This window comes from Thalassobacter sp. 16PALIMAR09 (assembly GCF_000765485.1).
GTDB classification, from domain to species: domain Bacteria; phylum Pseudomonadota; class Alphaproteobacteria; order Rhodobacterales; family Rhodobacteraceae; genus Thalassobacter; species Thalassobacter stenotrophicus.
Genome location: NZ_JHAK01000011.1, coordinates 16,018 through 34,527 on the forward strand (window position 1 = coordinate 16,018; position 18,510 = coordinate 34,527).

General features: G+C 58.2%; 18 protein-coding genes. 7 read left to right on the plus strand and 11 right to left on the minus strand.

What is annotated here, in order from left to right:
* The first annotated feature begins 61 nt into the window (after nucleotides 1-61).
* From PM04_RS15555 to yihA, 4 genes are all read left to right on the plus strand, one after another.
* Nucleotides 62-1,597, plus strand: a complete 1,536-nt coding sequence (locus PM04_RS15555) for a GGDEF domain-containing phosphodiesterase (RefSeq protein WP_038008567.1) — start codon at nucleotides 62-64, stop codon at nucleotides 1,595-1,597.
* Between the two features lie 142 nt (nucleotides 1,598-1,739).
* Complete coding sequence (gene yidC, locus PM04_RS15560; RefSeq protein WP_038008569.1) at nucleotides 1,740-3,587, plus strand: membrane protein insertase YidC; 1,848 nt, start codon at nucleotides 1,740-1,742, stop codon at nucleotides 3,585-3,587.
* 2 nt (nucleotides 3,588-3,589) lie between these two features.
* Complete coding sequence (locus PM04_RS15565; RefSeq protein WP_038008571.1) at nucleotides 3,590-4,330, plus strand: MOSC domain-containing protein; 741 nt, start codon at nucleotides 3,590-3,592, stop codon at nucleotides 4,328-4,330.
* On the plus strand, nucleotides 4,330-4,983 hold the full coding sequence (yihA, locus tag PM04_RS15570) for a ribosome biogenesis GTP-binding protein YihA/YsxC (RefSeq protein WP_038008572.1): 654 nt from the start codon (nucleotides 4,330-4,332) through the stop codon (nucleotides 4,981-4,983). The genes PM04_RS15565 and yihA overlap by 1 nt, the downstream gene beginning before the upstream one ends.
* Here yihA and PM04_RS15575 read toward each other — a convergent pair whose 3' ends face one another.
* On the minus strand, nucleotides 4,984-5,712 hold the full coding sequence (locus PM04_RS15575) for an SDR family NAD(P)-dependent oxidoreductase (protein WP_038008575.1): 729 nt from the start codon (nucleotides 5,710-5,712) through the stop codon (nucleotides 4,984-4,986).
* Nucleotides 5,713-5,825: 113 nt separating this feature from the next.
* Here PM04_RS15575 and argB point away from each other — a divergent pair, with 113 nt between their 5' ends.
* The 3 genes from argB to PM04_RS15590 all read left to right on the plus strand — a co-directional run bounded on the left by argB (nucleotide 5,826) and on the right by PM04_RS15590 (nucleotide 8,880).
* Nucleotides 5,826-6,692, plus strand: a complete 867-nt coding sequence (gene argB / locus PM04_RS15580; protein ID WP_038008577.1) for an acetylglutamate kinase — start codon at nucleotides 5,826-5,828, stop codon at nucleotides 6,690-6,692.
* 50 nt (nucleotides 6,693-6,742) lie between these two features.
* The gene (locus tag PM04_RS15585; protein ID WP_038008579.1) at nucleotides 6,743-7,537 is read left to right on the plus strand and encodes a sterol desaturase family protein; all 795 of its coding nucleotides are present in this window, start codon (nucleotides 6,743-6,745) and stop codon (nucleotides 7,535-7,537) included.
* 872 nt (nucleotides 7,538-8,409) lie between these two features.
* On the plus strand, nucleotides 8,410-8,880 hold the full coding sequence (locus PM04_RS15590) for a histidine phosphatase family protein (protein WP_052068491.1): 471 nt from the start codon (nucleotides 8,410-8,412) through the stop codon (nucleotides 8,878-8,880).
* Between the two features lie 72 nt (nucleotides 8,881-8,952).
* Here PM04_RS15590 and PM04_RS15595 read toward each other — a convergent pair whose 3' ends face one another.
* The 10 genes from PM04_RS15595 to PM04_RS15640 all read right to left on the minus strand — a co-directional run bounded on the left by PM04_RS15595 (nucleotide 8,953) and on the right by PM04_RS15640 (nucleotide 18,490).
* Complete coding sequence (locus PM04_RS15595) at nucleotides 8,953-9,732, minus strand: amino acid ABC transporter ATP-binding protein (RefSeq protein ID WP_038008582.1); 780 nt, start codon at nucleotides 9,730-9,732, stop codon at nucleotides 8,953-8,955.
* 12 nt (nucleotides 9,733-9,744) lie between these two features.
* Nucleotides 9,745-11,037 carry an amino acid ABC transporter permease gene (locus PM04_RS15600; RefSeq protein ID WP_038008584.1) on the minus strand — a complete coding sequence of 431 codons (1,293 nt, stop codon included), beginning with the start codon at nucleotides 11,035-11,037 and terminating at the stop codon, nucleotides 9,745-9,747.
* A gap of 1 nt (nucleotide 11,038) precedes the next feature.
* Nucleotides 11,039-12,265: an amino acid ABC transporter permease gene (locus PM04_RS15605; RefSeq protein WP_038008586.1), complete on the minus strand. Its 1,227-nt coding sequence runs from the start codon at nucleotides 12,263-12,265 to the stop codon at nucleotides 11,039-11,041.
* A gap of 136 nt (nucleotides 12,266-12,401) precedes the next feature.
* Complete coding sequence (locus tag PM04_RS15610) at nucleotides 12,402-13,409, minus strand: amino acid ABC transporter substrate-binding protein (RefSeq protein ID WP_038008589.1); 1,008 nt, start codon at nucleotides 13,407-13,409, stop codon at nucleotides 12,402-12,404.
* 252 nt (nucleotides 13,410-13,661) lie between these two features.
* Nucleotides 13,662-14,372 carry an ATP12 family chaperone protein gene (locus tag PM04_RS15615; RefSeq protein WP_038008591.1) on the minus strand — a complete coding sequence of 237 codons (711 nt, stop codon included), beginning with the start codon at nucleotides 14,370-14,372 and terminating at the stop codon, nucleotides 13,662-13,664.
* A 40-nt stretch (nucleotides 14,373-14,412) separates the two neighbouring features.
* Entirely contained in the window at nucleotides 14,413-15,108 is a 696-nt protein-coding gene (locus tag PM04_RS15620; RefSeq protein ID WP_234702882.1) for an HAD-IA family hydrolase, read from the minus strand.
* Entirely contained in the window at nucleotides 15,077-16,120 is a 1,044-nt protein-coding gene (locus PM04_RS15625; protein ID WP_038008593.1) for an RluA family pseudouridine synthase, read from the minus strand. Before PM04_RS15625 ends, PM04_RS15620 begins: the two co-directional genes overlap by 32 nt.
* Entirely contained in the window at nucleotides 16,117-16,506 is a 390-nt protein-coding gene (gene crcB, locus PM04_RS15630) for a fluoride efflux transporter CrcB (RefSeq protein WP_052068490.1), read from the minus strand. The genes PM04_RS15625 and crcB overlap by 4 nt, the downstream gene beginning before the upstream one ends.
* Before the next feature lie 31 nt (nucleotides 16,507-16,537).
* Nucleotides 16,538-17,860, minus strand: a complete 1,323-nt coding sequence (locus PM04_RS15635) for a replication-associated recombination protein A (protein ID WP_038008596.1) — start codon at nucleotides 17,858-17,860, stop codon at nucleotides 16,538-16,540.
* 42 nt (nucleotides 17,861-17,902) lie between these two features.
* Nucleotides 17,903-18,490 carry an acyl-homoserine-lactone synthase gene (locus PM04_RS15640; RefSeq protein WP_038008597.1) on the minus strand — a complete coding sequence of 196 codons (588 nt, stop codon included), beginning with the start codon at nucleotides 18,488-18,490 and terminating at the stop codon, nucleotides 17,903-17,905.
* Nucleotides 18,491-18,510 lie beyond the last annotated feature (20 nt).

Sequence of the window (18,510 nt, forward strand, 5' to 3'; positions counted from 1 at the left end):
GCAAACGGTCAGCAACACGGGTTAACACTTGGCACCAGACTGCGAGCCCGAGGAGTGACCCATGCACCGAACATCTGCCCGACCCGCCCGATTGCGGGCGGCCCTACAACGCTGGGAAATAGCCGCGACGCTTCCCATCTTCGTGCTTTTGGGTGCGGTGGCGGTTGGCCTGACGGTAGGTGAAATCGCAGGGCTATCGGTGGCAGCTTTGGGCCTGCCCGCCCTATACTACCTGCGAAAGTGGGCTATAGCGTCAGTGGCATCGTCCCCCGAGGCAGCACCTCAAACGGAACGCGACCTCTTTGTGGATGATGCAGATGCCCTGATGTCGTTTTGCGCGGGCACCAACACGTCTACGGCTGTAATGCTCATCGAAGTGGATCCACACCTGATGGTTGGCGGTGAGTGGCGCAGCAAGTTCACGGATGACGTATTTACCCGCGTGCAGAAACGATTGGCTCTGTGTGTCCGCGACACCGATATCGTGGCCCGTTGCGGCGACAACGTTTTCGGGGTCTTGCTTCAACCCATCCCGCGCGCCGATCTTGATATTGTTCTGTCGATCGTCGAGCGGCTCCAATCTTGTGTGAGCGAGCCAATCGCACTTGAGGGGCAAACCCTCCATTTTCACAGCGCCATTGGTCTGTGCCTCGAAGAACGAAGCCCCGCCCCCACAGGCGCAGCTATCGTAGCGGCCGCAGACTGCGCCTTGCGCGCCGCACACCGCGCAAACGATGGCGGCGTCCGCTCATTCACCAAGCAAATGCAAAAAGACGTCGAGGTTGAGCATCAGCTGGCGGGACAAGTCCAGGCGGCCCTCGCCACTGGCGCGATCCGGCCATGGTTTCAGCCGCAGTTGTCAACCGACACAGGCATTCTCAGTGGGTTTGAGGCGTTGGCACGATGGCATCACCCGGAATTGGGTATCTTGTCACCAAGGCAGTTTTTACCAGCCGTTGCAGCAAGCCATGCATTTTCGCAGCTTGGGGAAGTGATTTTGCTGCACAGCCTAAAAGCCCTAAAGTCATGGGACACCGCAGGTCTGCGGGTGCAAAGCGTGTCGATCAACCTTTCGGTAGAAGAACTGCGCGACCCGCGTCTTGCGGACCGGATCATCTGGCAAGTGGACCGCTTTGACCAAAAGCCGGAACGTATCTGCATCGAGATCCTCGAAACAGTGACACTACAGGATGGTGACGATGCCATTATCCGCAACTTGCGCACCTTGCGGGGGGCCGGATTTCGGATGGACTTGGATGACTTTGGCACAGGCCACGCCTCAATTTCGCACATCGCGCGGTTTGGCGTAGGGCGCATCAAGATCGACAAATCGTTTGTGGCAAACGTCGACACGGACCCAAACCAAAAGCGACTTGTGGCGGCGATCCTATCGATGGCCGAGCAATTGCGCATCGAAACCCTCGCCGAAGGGGTCGAAACCCCGGGTGAACACAGCACACTCGCCCAACTTGGTTGCGCCCATGTGCAAGGCTACGGCATCGCAAAACCGATGCCCTTCGAGGACACCATCGGTTGGGTCAGCGCCCACAACGCCAAAATCGCAAACACAAGGATTGGCAATCGCCGCTTAGGCTGATGCGAAACACAACCTGACCTCCCCACATTTTGATCGCCTGACATAGGCGTAGCGCCCTACCTGCGACGGGAAAGCGCTTGACCTTTGGCCCCTGCCGCTATTGAACACCGGGGACCAAATGACTGCCGGGGATGCGCACAGAATGGACGACCAAAACAAGAACCTCATCCTTGCCACCGCACTAAGCTTTTTGGTGATCTTGGTCTGGTTTGTCCTCTTCCCACCAGAAGAGCCCCAGGCCCAGGCACCCGCTGTGACAACCACCGCTGATGGCACCGCTGTCCTTCCACCTGCAGCCCAAGACGCTGGCGTTGCAATCCCAAGCCTAGCCGTCACGCCTGAGCAATCACGCGCCCAAGCGCTTGGCTCGACCCAGCGCATCGACATCGAAACGCCCCGCCTCGAAGGTTCGATTTCCCTGACAGGCGGTCGCCTCGATGATCTAGCGCTCAAAGACTATAACGAGACACTCGAAGACGACAGCCCGATTGTCACTCTGCTCTCACCCGTGGGCGGCGCGGACGCGTATTATGCGCTGTACGGCTGGGCCCCCGGCGGCGATCTTGGCTTTGACCAAGTCCCCGGTGCGGCCACCGCATGGCAGGTCGAGCGCGGCACGACACTCACACCAACCTCACCCGTCACGATCCGCTGGGACAATGGCGCGGGCCTGATTTTCCGTCGCACGTTTGAAATCGACGAAGACTACATGTTCACCGTCTCACAAAGCGTCGAAAACACTGGTGCCGTTGAGGCGCGAATGGCCCCCTACGGCATCGTTGCGCGGCACGGTCAGCCTGACACGGTTAACTTTTTTATCCTTCACGAAGGTGTGGTGCGCAAATCCGACGGCACCCTGTCCGAAGTCGACTACGACGACATGACCGACCTTGACGTACTGCCCCGCGAAGGCGCTCAGGCCGATGTGCAAGAAGTCGCAGGCAACGGCTGGATCGGCTTTACAGATAAATACTGGATGACGACACTAATCCCCGGTGATGGCCAGCCCTTCACCTCGGTGACCAAGTATGTCGCAAGCGCTGACATCTATCAGACCGAAGCCCGCCTACCGACGATGTCTATCGCGCCGGGCACAAGTGCCGAGGTCAGCACCAAGCTCTTTGCCGGCGCCAAGGAATGGGAAGCCATCCGTAGCTACCAAAACGACAAAAACGTTGAAGGTTTTGTGGATAGCATCGACTGGGGTTGGTTCTATTTCCTGACCAAGCCGATTTTTGTGGCCCTGCATTGGCTAAACCTGATGATCGGCAACATGGGCTGGGCGATTATCGCACTGACCTTCGGGATCAAGGCGATCCTGCTGCCACTGGCGTTCAAATCCTACGTATCCATGGCGAAGATGAAAGAACTTCAGCCTGAGATGGAAAAGATCAAAGAGCGTGCTGGTGACAACCGCGAAAAGCTCCAAAAAGAAATGATGGAACTGTACAAGACCGAAAAGGTGAACCCGGCCTCGGGTTGCCTGCCGATCTTGCTGCAAATCCCAATCTTCTTCTCGCTCTATAAGGTGATTTTCGTCACGATCGAATTGCGCCACGCTGCTTGGTTCGGACCGTTCCGCGACCTTTCCGCACCCGATCCAACGTCCATCATCAACCTCTACGGCCTGTTGCCAAACGCTGCACCGAACCCAGAAAGCTTTATGGCGCTGATCTTTATCGGCATCCTACCGCTCCTGCTTGGTATCTCGATGTGGTTCCAGCAAAAGCTGAACCCAGCACCAACAGACCCCACGCAGCAAATGATTTTTGCGTGGCTACCTTGGGTGTTCATGTTCATGCTCGGCGGCTTTGCATCGGGTCTGGTGGTGTACTGGATCGCGAACAACACGATCACATTCATGCAGCAGTACGCGATCATGCGCAGCCAAGGCTACACGCCGGACCTTTGGGGCAACATCAAAGGCGGGTTCAAGAAGACCCCCAAAGATGCCACGGCAAACGCCAACAAAAAACCAAAGGGTAAGTGACCATGCCGCATCTAGCTGAGATCTGGCGCCACCCGATCAAGGCTCATGGACGCGAAGCATTGGAACGGATCGTGGTACCCACCGGCGGCACCCTACCCGGGGATCGTCGGTGGGCTGTCACACATGAAGCCAGCAAACCGATCACCGGTTGGAGCCCTTGCGCCAACTTTTCACGCGGCGGCAAAGCCCCTGCATTGATGGCGATCAGCAGCGCGTGGGATGCCGAGGCAGGCACCATTACCCTGCACCACCCCGAACGTCCCAGCATCACGTTTGATCCCGATGCCGACGCTGATGCGTTTCTTGAATGGGTGGCTCCGTTGATGCCCACCGACCGCGCGGCCTCTACCGGGATTATCCGGGTTGAAAACCACAGGATGACGGACACTGACTACGCGTCCGTTTCGCTGTGCAATCCCGCCAGCAATCGCGCCGTAGGCCAAGCCGTCGGGCTGCCGTTGTCGCAGCAGCGGTGGCGTGGCAACCTGTGGGTCGATGGGCTGGCTCCGTGGGAAGAATTCGACTGGGTCGGTCGCGATATTCGGATCGGCGGTGCACACTTTCACGTGCACGAGCCGATCACTCGGTGCAGAGCCACAATGGCCAACCCCGAAACCGGGCGCATCGACGCAAACACACTGGGTGCTCTGAATGACACCTGGGGGCACCAACATTTTGGCGTCTATTTGAAATGCATCCAAGGCGGTGAAATCGCTACGGGTGACACCGTTGAGGTACTTTGATGTCCACGCTCCCGTTCCCCGAGGCCCCCGAGCCTGATGCCGCCCTTCTTGAAAAAGGGCGCATGCTTTTCGCGTCTGAGACTGAGTTTCTCAAGGGTGTCGTGGCCATGGATGGCTTGCCCCCTGCTGACCGGCTTGAGGTGTGTTTTGCGGGTCGATCCAACGTTGGGAAATCCAGCCTGATCAATGCTGTGACCGGCCGTAAGGCACTGGCGCGGACCTCCAACACCCCCGGCCGCACACAAGAGATCAACTACTTCACCGTCTCTCCTGAGCTGTTCCTTGTCGACGTACCCGGCTACGGCTACGCCAATGCACCCGTCGCGGTTGTGCAAAAATGGCAACGTCTGCTTAAGAACTACCTGCAAGGACGCGTGACACTCCGCCGCGCCTTTGTCCTCATTGACGCGCGCCACGGCGTGAAACCTGTCGATGATGAGATCATGTCATTGCTCGACAGTGCCGCCGTAACATTTCAGGTCATCTTGACCAAGGCCGACAAGGTCAAAGAAGTGGATCGCGCCAAGGTCCTGACGCAAGTACGCGGCGCACTGACGAAACACCCCGCCGCCTACCCAGAGCTGTTGGTGACGTCGTCCGAAAAAGGCTGGGGCATTGCCCACCTGCGCGCCCTGATCGCAGGGCTGGAATAGCTAGACGTGCTGGGCGCCGTTGATCTCAATCTCGGTGCCGGAAATATAGCTGCTTTCGTCAGAGCATAGGAAAAAGATCGCGGCGGCCACCTCGGAGGGTTGGCCAAGGCGGCGCATCGGCAATTGCTCCACAATCTTGTCTGTGCCCGGTGATAGGATCGCGGTCTCCACCTCGCCCGGTGCGATTGCGTTCACGCGCACCCCCAATGGGCCAAAGTCATGGGCCATTTCGCGGGTCAAAGCAGCCAATGCGGCCTTGGACGTCGAATAGGCCGCCCCAGCAAAGGGATGGACGCGGCTACCCGCGATTGAGGTCACGTTCACGACCGATCCCTTGGCCGCAGCCAATTCATCCTTCAAACCACGTGCTAGCACGACAGACGCGAAAAAGTTAACGTGGAACACCTGACCCCATGTGCGCAGGTCCGTCTCAAGGGTGTTCAAACGCCCCCCGTCGGGTGCCTTGGGCGAGATGCCTGCGTTGTTTACCAGCGCATCTAAGCGGCCGTCCAAACGACTGCGGATATCGTCGATCGCCGCCATCGTGGCCTTGGGGTCGGCCAAATCAATCTGAACGTGGTTCTCCGCCCCAGACCCCCACGGGCACTCATTGGGAAACGCATGACGGGAGCACGTCAGCACCCGCCAGCCTTCGTTGCTGAACCGTTGAACCGTGGCGTGGCCGATCCCTCGGCTGGCTCCGGTCAACACCATAGTGCGTTGTGACATATCATAAACTCCTGCCCCACCCTTGCGCCTTTCGCAAGAGTCGCACAAGCCCCTTCCCCTTCCGCAGGGGCCGCGCTAGAACCGCTCCACCTTTTTACCCAAGGCCGCGCCCTATGAAAAAGCAGACTGCCATGACCCGCGACTACATCGCCACCGCCCGCACACTAAACGAAGCGCTCCCCTATTTGCGCCGCTATGATGAGGCGATTGTCGTCATCAAATTGGGCGGCCACGCGATGGGATCGGACGAAGGAATGGCCAGCTTTGCCCGCGACGTAGTGTTAATGCGCACCGTTGGTGTGAACCCCGTGATTGTGCATGGCGGCGGACCAATGATTAACGCGCTGCTGGACCGATTGGGCGTGCAATCGACCTTTGTACGCGGCAAGCGCGTCACCGATGCAGAGACTGTCGAAGTCGTTGAGATGGTTTTGGCAGGCCAAGTGAACAAACGCATCGTCGCCGCGATCAACGCACAAGGCGGCAAGGCCGTGGGCCTATCCGGCAAAGACGCGGGCCTGATGACCTGCACGCAAACCGACCCCGAATTGGGTTTTGTCGGCACGCCGTCCCATCTCGATCCAGGCCTCCTGCAGCAGCTATTCCAAGCCGAGATGATCCCCGTAATCGCCCCCATCGGCGCCGGCGAGAACGGCGAAACCTTTAACATCAATGGCGACACCGCCGCTGGTGCCATCGCAGGCGCGCTCAAGGCTGATCGTCTGATGCTCCTCACGGACGTGGCAGGCGTAAAGGACGCAAGCGGCGAGGTCGTGACACAAATGACCTCTGCACAAGTGCGCGAGATGACCGCCGACGGGACAATCGCGGGCGGCATGATCCCCAAAACCGAGACGGCAATGGATGCGCTGGATCAAGGCGTTCGGGCCGTGGTTATCCTAGACGGACGTGTACCTAATGCCGCCCTGCTTGAACTGTTCACAGATCACGGCGCAGGCTCATTGATCCGGGCAGAATAGCTCACACAACCGTGGTTTGTGATCTGCGCACAACGCGTTAGAACAAAGCCATGGAAAACGAAGCTATCATTCGCCTCAGTATTTTTCTGGGCCTTTTCGTCATCTTGGCAAGCGTGGAGTGGTACGCTCCGCGCCGTGCGCGCGTGCAATCACGGTCGGGCCGATGGCTTACGAATTGGGGCATGACTATCGCCAACACCCTCGCGCTAAGGGCGTTAGCCATAGCACTGCCGTTCTTAGCCGTCGGTGCGGCGATTGATGCAGAAACGCAGGGCTATGGGCTTTTCAACATTCTAGAATTGCCACTTGCTCTAAATATTGTCCTGACCATCCTGATCTTCGACTTCGCGATCTGGTTGCAACATCTCATAACGCACAAAGTCCCGTTATTGTGGCGACTACACCAAGTACACCACTCAGATCGCGACCTAGACGTGACCTCTGCGATCCGGTTCCACCCCCTGGAAATCGCGTTCTCAATGTTGATCAAGATTGGTCTTGTCTATGCGCTTGGACCAACTGCGTTGGCCGTTATCGCATTTGAAATCCTCCTGAACGCGACCGCAATGTTCAACCATGCCAATATCGCAATCCCGAAACGTGTCGACCGTTGGCTACGCATGTTCATCGTCACGCCCGATATGCACCGTGTTCACCACTCTGATCAGCGTTCCGAGCACGACAGCAACTACGGCTTTGCCCTTTCGATCTGGGATCGAGCCTTTGGAACCTACATTCCGCAGCCTGACAAAGGGCACGATGGGATGACCGTCGGCCTGCGTTGGCAAGACAGCCGAACCGCACGGTTGGACTGGGCACTACTACTCCCGTTCCGCAACCGGTGACCGTGCCAATATGAGCATTTAGGGAACAAAGGAGCGATTAACCTTAATCCTTCGTTAACTCGGCTCATGCGAAAATAAAGCGCGGTACAGGGAGGAGTCCCGATGGCCGTGAACGAAGGAGGCCCCCATCTCTCGCTCTATAATAGCGCCTAGATGGGGGCTGACGCGTTTCCTTTGTTCGACAAAATACTCCCGCCGGAGGCTCCCACCTTTCCATCCCATTGCGACCACGGCACAGTACATCCCATGACATATGACACTCTTCAAACGGAAGCCCGGGAACGTGGGCTAATGCTGCTGGGCGGATTTCACCCCAACGCCGAAGACGCTTGCCTAACGGGCACGAAAACGCTTCTTCTGCTTGGCCCAGATCCCAAAGGCTTTTGGCCAGTGCTACAATCCGCCTCTGAATTTCAGGCGGCTAATCCGGTAGATTGTTGGTCTCGAAGAGTACTTGGCAATTGGGCCTGTGAATTAGGGGCCAAAGCTCTGTTCCCTTTCGGTGAACCGTTGCGTCCTTTCATTTCTTGGGCGCTCAGGTCCGGGCGGTGCCACCTTAGCCCGGCCACTTTGTTAGTGCACGACACCCATGGACTCATGGTATCGTTCAGAGGTGCTTTGGCCTTGCAAGAATATGTTGAGCTGCCACCGCCTCCCCCCTCGCCTTGTTCGTCATGCGTGGACAAGCCATGCATCGCGGCCTGCCCAGTGGGTGCACTACGCTCGGGGTATGATACCGACAAATGCCATACACACCTCGACACCCCCGGAAACGACTGCATGGCCAAGGGATGCCGCGCGCGGCGTGCTTGCCCGGTTTCTCCCCAGCGACCTGATGCGCAATCGGCGCACCATATGCGGTATTTTCACCAATGAAGTTGATCCTCTTGCGCCATGCAAAATCAAGCTGGACTGACCCCCTCCAATCGGATCATGAGCGGCCGCTGAACGCGCGTGGCGTCAAGAGCGCCGCGGCAGTTGGAGATTGGTTGCGGGCGAAAGGTCATCTCCCCACCCAAATCCTATGTTCCAGCGCCGCTCGCACGCGTGAGACATGCGACCTGATCCGTTTTGAAAGTGTGCCGACTGAATTCTCCGATGCACTTTATCTTGCAAGCGAGGGCGTCCTCAGCCGCATCATCGAGCAAGCCGATGACGCAGAATGCTTGATGGTGATCGGCCATAACCCCGGCCTTGGGGCGCTTGCCCTCCAACTTGCGGGTCCAACGTTTCAGGACGACGCACTCTATGCGTTTCCAACAGGGGCCTGCCTTGTACTAGAGGACGGTGCCGTCACGGACTTTACGGTCCCCCGCCGCCTTCTTGGCGCCTCTGAGCTCTAACCAAAGCAAAAGGGGCCCCCGAAGGCGCCCCTTTTCAAAATATGTCGTGCCGAGCGCCCAAAGGGCGGCGGCTCAATGACCGAGAATTTGGCTCAGGAACAACTGCGTCCGCTCATTCTGTGGGTTGGTAAAGAACGGCTCCGGCGCGTTTTGCTCAACGATCTGGCCTGCATCCATAAAGATCACACGGTTCGCGACCTGACGGGCAAAGCCCATCTCGTGGGTCACGCACAGCATGGTCATGCCTTCTTCGGCAAGCTGGATCATCGTATCCAACACCTCCTTGATCATTTCGGGATCAAGCGCCGAGGTCGGTTCATCGAACAGCATGATGCGTGGGCGCATGCAAAGAGAGCGGGCGATCGCCACACGTTGCTGCTGCCCCCCCGACAGCTGACCGGGATACTTGTTCGCTTGGTCCGGGATCTTGACCTTCTCAAGGAAATACATCGCTGTTTCTTCGGCTTCTTTCTTGGGTGTTTTGCGCACCCAAATCGGAGCCAGCGTGCAATTCTCAAGGATCGTCAGGTGCGGAAACAGGTTGAAGTGCTGAAAGCACATGCCAACCTCTGAGCGGATCTTATCGATGTTCTTGAGGTCCGAGGACAGCAGCGTGCCATCCACGCTGATCGAGCCTTGTTGATGCTCTTCCAACGCGTTGATGCAGCGGATCAGTGTGGATTTGCCTGAACCCGAGGGCCCACAAATCACGATCCGTTCGCCGCGCTGGACCGTCAGGTCGATGTCGCGGAGCACGTGGAACGTCCCATACCATTTATTCATATTCTGAATGGAAATGGCGACCTCATCCGAGATTTGCATCTGGGAAGTGTTTACTGCGGTATCAGTCATAATGACGTCTCCTTAATGACGGTCTGTGCGCAGCTGGCCTTCTAGCCACTGCGAATATTTCGAAATGCCGAAGCAGACGACGAAGAACAGGATGCAGGCAAAGGCCCATGTTTCCCAATAAACGCCCGCCCAGTCGGTTGAACTGAGGATTGGCCCGCGGATCATACCCACAAGGTCGAACATCGAGATCACCGACACCAGCGTTGTGTCTTTGAACAACCCAACGGCCACGTTCACGATACCCGGGATCGAGATCTTGAGCGCTTGGGGCAGGATGATCAGCCGCATGGCCTGAGCATAGTTCAAGCCAAGGCTATCGGCCGCTTCATACTGGCCAGTCGGCAGGGCCGCGAGGCCACCCCGGATCACCTCAGCGATATAGGCCGCTGAGAACATCGTGATCATGATGATCACACGCAGGATCAGGTCTATGTTGCTATCGGGCGGAAAGAAGTACGCCAGCACCACGTTGGCCACGAACAGCAGCGTGATCAACGGCACGCCGCGTACGAACTCAATGAACACAACGCAGACGATCTTGATCAACGGCATGGAAGATTGCCGCCCCAGTGCCAGCACAATCCCCAGCGGGATCGACAGCGACACACAGACAACGCCGAGGATCATGTTCAGCATAAAGCCACCCATGTTCCGGCTTTCCACCGCCTCAAGCGCCATGAAGCCGGGCATGCCGCCCGCGATCATCCCGAAGGCCTGCCAAACAACCCAAGCTCCGACAACACCGCCGCCAAGAGCAGCCGCAAAGCCGTATTTGTCGAGCTTGGTAAAGGCGTAGTAGCCCACCATCACGCCAGCCAGAGCACCGATTGGCGTCAGGATCGTACCACCCCAGATGAGCCAGAAGGCCACAAAGGGGTACAAGCCCGTCGCGATCAGCATCCACCGTGGCAGATACATCGGAAACAAAGCGGGCGGCACCGCAAAGAACAGCAGCGCAAAGGCCAAGGACGGGCGCCAGTAGAACTCAGATGGGTATTCGAACCCAAAGAGCATCTGGGCATACCGCTCCGTCAGGACCGAGAAACAGCCGCCGCCGCTGCCGGCGAGGACCTCACGACATTCGCGGATGTTGTTGGTGACCCATGTGCCGTTCACGATCCAAGGGATCAGGCCCGACAGCAGCCAATAGACGACATAGATGCCGACGGCTGTTGCAATGGCGTTGGGCACGCTCGAAATGAGGTTCGTCTTGATCCAATGCACCGCACCTGTCTCCCCCGGAGGTGGGGGGGCTGGTGGGATTTCTTGGGTCCGGACGAAGGCGGTGGAATGATCTTGGGCCATATTACCGCTCCTTCAATTTAACAGAATTGTTGTACCAGTTCATGAACAGCGAAATCAGAAGGCTGATCGTGAGGTAAAACAGCATCAACAACAGCACGCATTCGATCGCACGGCCCGTCTGGTTGAGCGTGATGCCCCCCAGAGTACCGGTCAGGTCCATATACCCCACGGCAATCGCAAGCGATGAGTTCTTGGTGATGTTCAGATACTGCGAAATCAGCGGCGGGATAATCACCCGTAGCGCCTGTGGCAGCACCACCAGCGACATGATCCGGCCCGGACGAATGCCCAGCGCGGCAGCAGCCTCAGTCTGCCCCTTGGAGATCGCAAGAATACCGGCGCGCACGTTTTCCGCGATGAAGGCACCAGTATAGATGCTCAGCGCGAACCACAGTGCAATGAATGAGGTGCGCAGTTGCAGCCCACCCTCAAACCGGAAGCGTCCCATTTCGGGCAATTGCACCCCCACTGGGCGGCCAAGGACTAGGTACATCACCAGCGTCGGGACAACCAAAATCGCCAGTGCGGGCAGCCAAAATGGCAGTTCCTTACCGGTCGCGAACAGGTGTTTTTTGACGTAGCTCTTGTAGACAAAGATCCCGATGATCGAGGCGATGAACGTCCAAAAGACAAACATGCCACCCGCATCAAAGGTCAGCCGTGGTACGAACACACCTTGGTTCGTAAAGGCCATCACTCCGAAGATCAGCGTTCGCGCAGGGTCGGAGCCATCACGCGGGATGCGGAACTCTGCGATGGGCGCAAACACGTTGGCGGTGATCGTAAAGATAATGATCAGCCAGATCAGCACAGGAATGTTGCGGAAAATCTCGACGTAAACGGACATCAACTTAGAGATGATCCAGTTATTCGACAGTCGCAGCACACCGGCGATAACGCCGAAGATTGTCGCCGTGACGCAGGCCAAGAAAGCCACGATCAGCGTGTTCATCGCACCTACGACAGTGGCGCGAAGGTGCGTGTCCTGACTGTTGTAGGGAATTGGCTGCTGGTTAATATCGTAGCCCGCAGGCGCGCCAAGGAATTCGTAGCTCAGGTCTTGACCAAGACGGTCAAGGTTAGCGAGCAGGTTGCTCACCAAATAACTGACGGAAAGAATAATAGCCATTAGGGCAATAAACTGGAATGTGTAGGAGCGGTACCGCGTATCGCTCAGCAGCATTCCGATGCGGAAATCACTTTTGGGTGGATCACTCAACGTGGTCATAAGTCTGTCCCCGGTTCCCCTGGGTCTGGCCAGTTTGGCGGCAGCGCGTGTGTCGCACTATCCCTGCCCTAGGGTGTGTGGTGGTCTGTAAAGGAAAAGGGCGCAACCTTGGTTGCGCCCCTTCCCGTATCGGATCTTAGCGGAAGGGGGGGCTGTACAGCAGGCCGCCGTCTTTCCACTGAGCGTTCAGCCCGCGTGCCAGACCGATCGGTGTTTCGGAACCGATGTTGGACGCGAAGATTTCGCCGTAGTTACCACCAACTGCCAGAGCGCGCTTCGCCCACTCTGCGTCGAGGCCGATCATTGCACCCAGATCGCCTTCGCGACCCAGCAGACGGTTAACCTCGGGGTTGCCGGACTCGGCGTCGAGGTTTGCAGATGTCACACCCAGCTCTTCAGCTGTGATGAGCGCGTTAAGCGTCCAGCGTGCGATATCGCCCCACTCGTTGTCGCCGTGACGTACCAGCGGGCCGAGTGGCTCTTTGGATACGACGTCGGGCAGCAGAACGTGTGCGTCGGGTGTTTCGAAGTTAGCGCGCTGAGCCGCCAGTGCGGAACGGTCGGTTGTGTACACGTCGCATGCGCCAGCAAGGTACTGCTGAACAGCTTCGGAACCGGTTTCGATTGGCACGGGCTCGTAGCTGATGTTGTTGGAGCGGAAGAAGTCAGCAAGGTTCAGCTCGGTTGTTGTACCGGTCTGGATGCAAACAGTCGCGCCATCAAGCTCAGTCGCGGAGGAAACGCCGAGGTCTTTGGGGACCATGAAGCCCTGACCATCGTAGTAGTTCACGCCAACGAATTCGAACTTGAGGTCCGTATCGCGGGAGAATGTCCACGTTGTGTTACGTGCCAGCAGATCGATTTCGCCGGAAGCGAGCGCGGTGAAGCGTGTTTTGCCGGTGGTCGGGACGAAAGTCACGGCATTGCCGTCACCCAGTACAGCCGCTGCCACGGCGCGGCACACAGCCACGTCGAAACCTTGCCACACGCCATTTGCGTCGGGCTCAGCGAAACCGGGAACGCCTGTGGTTACACCACAGTTCAGCGTACCGCGGGCTTTGACTTCATCAAGTGTGGACGCGAATGCGCCGGATGCTGCCAGCGTTGTCGCAGCTAAAGCACCCAAAAACAGAGTCTTTTTCATATTTACCTCTTCCTGATCCACCGCCCCTGTTGCCGGAGCGGCCTCTTTTTAGCACGCCCTCAGGCGCGCCAATGATAGCTGTGAGGAAACTCTACCCCCCTCACTGGCGTGTAGGGTGGGCAAAACTTCGCCAATTGGCAAGATAGGTTTGCCGACAAACCTTGCAAGTTTCGCTTAACGCAGCGGAAGTTAAACCATTCCAGCCGCATTCAAAAAACCTTTAGATTCAGGAAGCGCATGCAAAACAGGCGTTTACGTTCGCGTAAGCGCCAAAAACGCAGCACCTTGCAAAAACGCAGTTTTTTTGGCCGCGGCCGAAGCGGTGGCTTCTTCATCCTCGCCCCACTGCTCTTCTTGCCAAAGCTCATCGATTCGGGCCGCCTGCCAGAGGTCTTCCATGCTCCAAGCCTCTTTTAGTGCTGCCAAACCAATGACCAAAGACCCCGAGATCGTGACAAACTCATGGAACGCGGTCAGGTGAAATGGATCAAGTGCATGCACCTGAGCCCGCAACGCATCCGTGGCCGACGCGGGCTGCGCCACAGGGATAACGCCATGTGTTGTGTTCAAGCGGGCGCCAAAGGTATCCGCCGCCCAATCCAACAGCGGGTCCCACGCGGCCTTTTGCCGAGCAATCAGGCTATCTGGGTGCGTGGCGCGATAACACAGCAGGTCCGAGCCGCCGTATTCGGCCAACATATCGGCCACCTCAGTGCGCTGAGGGATGACCTTATCAAGGGTCGCATTGACCGCACGCGTGATCGGCATCGAGAGCGGATCAATCTGCTCTTCTTGTGCATCCCACTCAACCGCCATCGCATCGGCCATCGCGCGGGTTGGCACGACCAGCGGCGTCTTGAGCGGGCTTTTCACCGGACGCCCATCCAGCGTCACGCCAAAGCCTGTGTCCAATTCAGTAACCGATGCTGTTTTCCAGAATCGTTTTGCTGCCCATTCCGTCATGGCCTGCCCTCTCTTGTCTGTCTCTTAATGACGACCTGCGTTACACGTTCAACAGGGCGTGAAGGTCTTCAAAATCTGATGCGATACTCTGCGCCCCTGCACCAAGCAGGGCCTCGGGCATATGATAGCCCCAGTTCACGCCAATACCGCGCACATTTGCCGAGTGAGCCATCTGCATATCGTAGCTGGTGTCGCCTATCATCACCGTCTGCGCGGGTGTCACGCCCGCCTCGGCCATCGCCGCCAATAGCATCGAAGGATGCGGCTTGGACGGATGGTCATCCGACAGCTGTTGCGTATGGAACATGTCGCCCAGCCCTAGGGCTTCGACCATCCGATCATATCCGCGCCGGGACTTGCCCGAGGCGACCCCCAAAAGGGTCCTGTCCTCTGCCGCAAGCACCCTCAGAAGATCGAGCGCACCATCAAACAAGTCTGAGGCTTCACCCCGCGGGGTGCGCAGGGCGCTGGCACGGAATTCTTCCCGGTAGCTTTGGGCGATTTGATCAACCGTGTACGCTGAAAGGCCGGGTTTGATCCCGTGGATCATATCCTCGACCGCTAGGCCGATGCCGTTGCGGACCTTATCCGGCGCGGGGCCGGGCAGATTAGCAGCATCAAACGCATGTTCCATCGCCGCCATGATCTGCGCGTAGCTGTCCAGCAAAGTCCCGTCGATATCAAAGACGATCAACCGTGTCCGGTCAGCCATCGTCATCGCCATAGAACGGATCATTGGGCACATCCGCCGGGGACCACCCCATTAGATCCCACGTGTCTTGCATATGCGAAGACAGCGGCGCGGTCAGCGAAAGCTGCGCTTTGGATGTCGGATGCTCAATCACCAGTGAGCGGGCATGCAAATGCAACCCACGCGACACATCACCACCGATACCAGCGCCCCAACCATCGCCAAGGTTTTCCTGCCCCGAGCCGCCATATTTACCATCCCCAAGGATCGGATGCCCGATCTCGGCCATGTGCGCGCGCAGCTGGTGGGTGCGGCCTGTGATCGGCACAAGGGCCGCCCAAGACATCCGCCCGCCCGCGGTTTCCAGCACGGCGTAATCGGTATGCGCGCGTTTCGCGCCCTCGGTTTCGGCGATGGCGCGGGGGTGGACGCAGTGCATTTTTTCCCCTTCGCCAGCGGCACCACGGCCTCCGGCCTTTACCAGACCAAATTTAATGGTGCCCTTACGCGGCAAGGGCGAGCCGGCAACCGCCGCCCAATATATTTTGCGCGTTTCCCGGTGGCGGAAGCTTGCCGTCAGTGCGGCCGCAGCGGGGCGCGTGCGTGCAAGCACCAAAACCCCAGAAGTATCTTTGTCCAACCGGTGGACCAACCGTGGGGGTTCATCGCGTTCGTACATCAACGCTGAGGCCAAGCCATCAACATGCCGTGCCTGACCAGAACCGCCCTGCACCGCAAGCCCACTGGGTTTGTTCAAAACAATCACGTCCGCATCGCGGTAGATCACGCACGACTGGATCATCTCCGCATCGGCACGACTGACCTGACGGGTATACTGCGGCGCGGGCGCATCGGGCAGCGGCGGTATCCGCACGACTTGCCCAACGTCTAGGCGCGTGTTGGCTTTCACCCGGCCCTTGTCCACGCGCAGATCACCCTTGCGGCACATCTTTTCGATCTGGCCTTGGCTGACCTGTGGGAAAATGCGGCGTAGCCAGCGGTCCAGCCGCTGATCACCATCCTCATCACCGACTGTGATATGTTGTACACCGCTCATGCCATTGCTCCCCGAGCCACTGCCACGCCAAGCGCAAGCCCAGCGATCGAGACCGTCACCGACAACAGAACATACAGTCCCGCCGCGCCGATCTCGCCTTTTTCAAACATAGTATAGGCTTCGAGCGAAAAGGCCGAAAACGTCGTAAAGCCCCCCAGCACACCCGCCATCAAGAACGGCGCCCACTGCCCAAGATCGTGTTTTGTAAGAGCCACGACACACAGCCCCATCAAGAACGAGCCCACAACATTGACCGATAGGATCGCCACAGGAAATCCCTCGGACCACATGCGATGGATCCAAAAGACCGCAAGATACCGCAGCGATGCGCCGATTGCGCCGCCCAAGGCAACATAAGGTAGAGCGACATAAGGTAAGGAATTCATGAGGGGGCTTTGCGCCTCACACGGTTAGAAGTCAACCACCCCGCTTGGCGCGCAATTGGGAAAAATAGCCCAAACGCCGCGTCATCTCACGCTCAAAGCCCCGCTCGACGGGGGAGTAATAGGTCGGGCGGTCCATACCTTCGGGAAAGTAGTTTTGCCCTGAAAACCCATCCTCAGCGTCATGATCATAGTCGTAGCCGGAGCCATAGCCCTCGTTCTTCATCAACTGCGTCGGCGCGTTCAGGATATGTTTCGGCGGCGGGTGCGAGCCTGTCTGCTCTGCACTGCGCATCGCGGCTTTGTAGGCGACGTAGGCGGCGTTCGATTTCGGCGCGAGCGCTAGATAGGTCACCGCCTGCGCCAAGGCCAACTCTCCCTCCGGGGAGCCAAGCCGTTCATAGGTCTCCCAACATTGCAGGCACACCGACTGCGCCTGCGGGTCCGCAAGTCCGATATCCTCAACTGCCATACGGGTGATCCGACGCGCCAGATACCGAGGGTCTTCGCCGCCCTTCAACATCCGCGCGAACCAATAAAGCGCGGCATCCGGGTCCGAGCCGCGCACAGATTTATGCAAGGCCGAGATGAGGTTATAATGCGCATCACCGGACTTGTCGTATTGGGCCGCGCGCCGCGACAGCCGCTGTCCCAAAGCCTGCGCATCCAACGGCGTCCTCAACCGCCAAGCGGCGACTTGCTCCACAAGGTTCAAGAGCGCACGCCCATCGCCATCCGCCATTTCTTGCAATTGAACGCGAGCATTGTGTTCTAGCGGTAGGGTCCCACCCAACTCCGCCTCGGCGCGTTGGGTCAAAAGCTCCAGCTCAGGCAGCGCAAGACGTTCGAGCACCATGACCTGACATCGGCTCATGACAGCGGCGTTCAATTCAAAGGATGGGTTCTCGGTGGTGGCACCCACCAGCGTGATCGTCCCGTCCTCCATGTGCGGCAAAAACCCGTCCTGCTGGGCCTTATTGAAGCGATGGATTTCATCCACGAACAGCAGCGTGCCGCGGCCCTGTTCCCGGCGCAGACGCGCGGCCTCAAACACTTTGCGCAACTCAGGCACGCCCGTGAAAATCGCGGAAATTTGGTGGAAATGCAGGTCCGTTTCCTGCGCCAAAAGGCGAGCGATCGTCGTCTTGCCCACGCCCGGCGGCCCCCAGAACACGATGGATGACAACGTGCCCGAGGCCAGCATTACCGACAGTGGGCCCTCGGGGTTCAATAGATGCGTCTGCCCAATCACCTCCGACAGGGATTGGGGGCGCAACCGATCCGCAAGAGGTCGGGGCGCACCGGAGGCAGAGGCGCTGTCCGCGCCCGGCGATGATGTGTCAAATAAATCGGCCATGGGGCTAGCCTATCCCGCCCCCTTCGGCGGGAAAAGCCTGCATCAGTGCATCTTGGTGGCCAACGCAATATTTACGCAAACGCAGTCAACGCCATCAAAATCCATGATCGGACCCGCTGGATCACACACAATGCCAAACCGACGCGACAACCGCCGCGATGCATCCGGCACGATCCCCAGCAGCGAGGTCGCGCCCACTTCGCGGGCAGCATTCACCATTTCACAGCCTAGCTTCATTTGGACGATCATACGTTCGCGGGCCGGCACATGGCGGGATACGAAAACTCGACTGCTTTCCCAAATATGCGGCCCAATGGGGGCGGTCTCCCACAACAGGTTGGTTGGGATTGTCTCTAGCAGACCGTCTTGGGCATCTTTGATCATGTAAGAGTAAATGCCACAGCGATGCGTCGTTGGCGTCAAGCGCACACCGGCCATCACCTGACCGTTATGATGGACAGCGACCCAACGGCTAGCGGGCGTGTCGTATTGGTCAAACTCCATGCCGTCGGCTTGGGGCAGGTCCCACTGATTGCGGGTAATAAAATTTTCATGCCGCGCGCGTAAAACGTTAGAAAACAGCGCGCCATGTTCGTGGATATTCGAAAAAGATAGTGTCGTGACTTCCATAATGCCCTCCCAGGCGATTA

Bases quoted from the DNA above. Each gene is read 5' to 3' on its own strand.
- PM04_RS15555 (WP_038008567.1), top strand. From the start codon at position 62: ATGCACCGAACATCTGCCCGACCCGCCCGATTGCGGGCGGCCCTACAA.
- yidC (WP_038008569.1), top strand. From the start codon at position 1,740: ATGGACGACCAAAACAAGAACCTCATCCTTGCCACCGCACTAAGCTTT.
- PM04_RS15565 (WP_038008571.1), top strand. From the start codon at position 3,590: ATGCCGCATCTAGCTGAGATCTGGCGCCACCCGATCAAGGCTCATGGA.
- yihA (WP_038008572.1), top strand. From the start codon at position 4,330: ATGTCCACGCTCCCGTTCCCCGAGGCCCCCGAGCCTGATGCCGCCCTT.
- PM04_RS15575 (WP_038008575.1), bottom strand. From the start codon at position 5,712: ATGTCACAACGCACTATGGTGTTGACCGGAGCCAGCCGAGGGATCGGC.
- argB (WP_038008577.1), top strand. From the start codon at position 5,826: ATGAAAAAGCAGACTGCCATGACCCGCGACTACATCGCCACCGCCCGC.
- PM04_RS15585 (WP_038008579.1), top strand. From the start codon at position 6,743: ATGGAAAACGAAGCTATCATTCGCCTCAGTATTTTTCTGGGCCTTTTC.
- PM04_RS15590 (WP_052068491.1), top strand. From the start codon at position 8,410: ATGAAGTTGATCCTCTTGCGCCATGCAAAATCAAGCTGGACTGACCCC.
- PM04_RS15595 (WP_038008582.1), bottom strand. From the start codon at position 9,732: ATGACTGATACCGCAGTAAACACTTCCCAGATGCAAATCTCGGATGAG.
- PM04_RS15600 (WP_038008584.1), bottom strand. From the start codon at position 11,037: ATGGCCCAAGATCATTCCACCGCCTTCGTCCGGACCCAAGAAATCCCA.
- PM04_RS15605 (WP_038008586.1), bottom strand. From the start codon at position 12,265: ATGACCACGTTGAGTGATCCACCCAAAAGTGATTTCCGCATCGGAATG.
- PM04_RS15610 (WP_038008589.1), bottom strand. From the start codon at position 13,409: ATGAAAAAGACTCTGTTTTTGGGTGCTTTAGCTGCGACAACGCTGGCA.
- PM04_RS15615 (WP_038008591.1), bottom strand. From the start codon at position 14,372: ATGACGGAATGGGCAGCAAAACGATTCTGGAAAACAGCATCGGTTACT.
- PM04_RS15620 (WP_234702882.1), bottom strand. From the start codon at position 15,108: ATGATCCGTTCTATGGCGATGACGATGGCTGACCGGACACGGTTGATC.
- PM04_RS15625 (WP_038008593.1), bottom strand. From the start codon at position 16,120: ATGAGCGGTGTACAACATATCACAGTCGGTGATGAGGATGGTGATCAG.
- crcB (WP_052068490.1), bottom strand. From the start codon at position 16,506: ATGAATTCCTTACCTTATGTCGCTCTACCTTATGTTGCCTTGGGCGGC.
- PM04_RS15635 (WP_038008596.1), bottom strand. From the start codon at position 17,860: ATGGCCGATTTATTTGACACATCATCGCCGGGCGCGGACAGCGCCTCT.
- PM04_RS15640 (WP_038008597.1), bottom strand. From the start codon at position 18,490: ATGGAAGTCACGACACTATCTTTTTCGAATATCCACGAACATGGCGCG.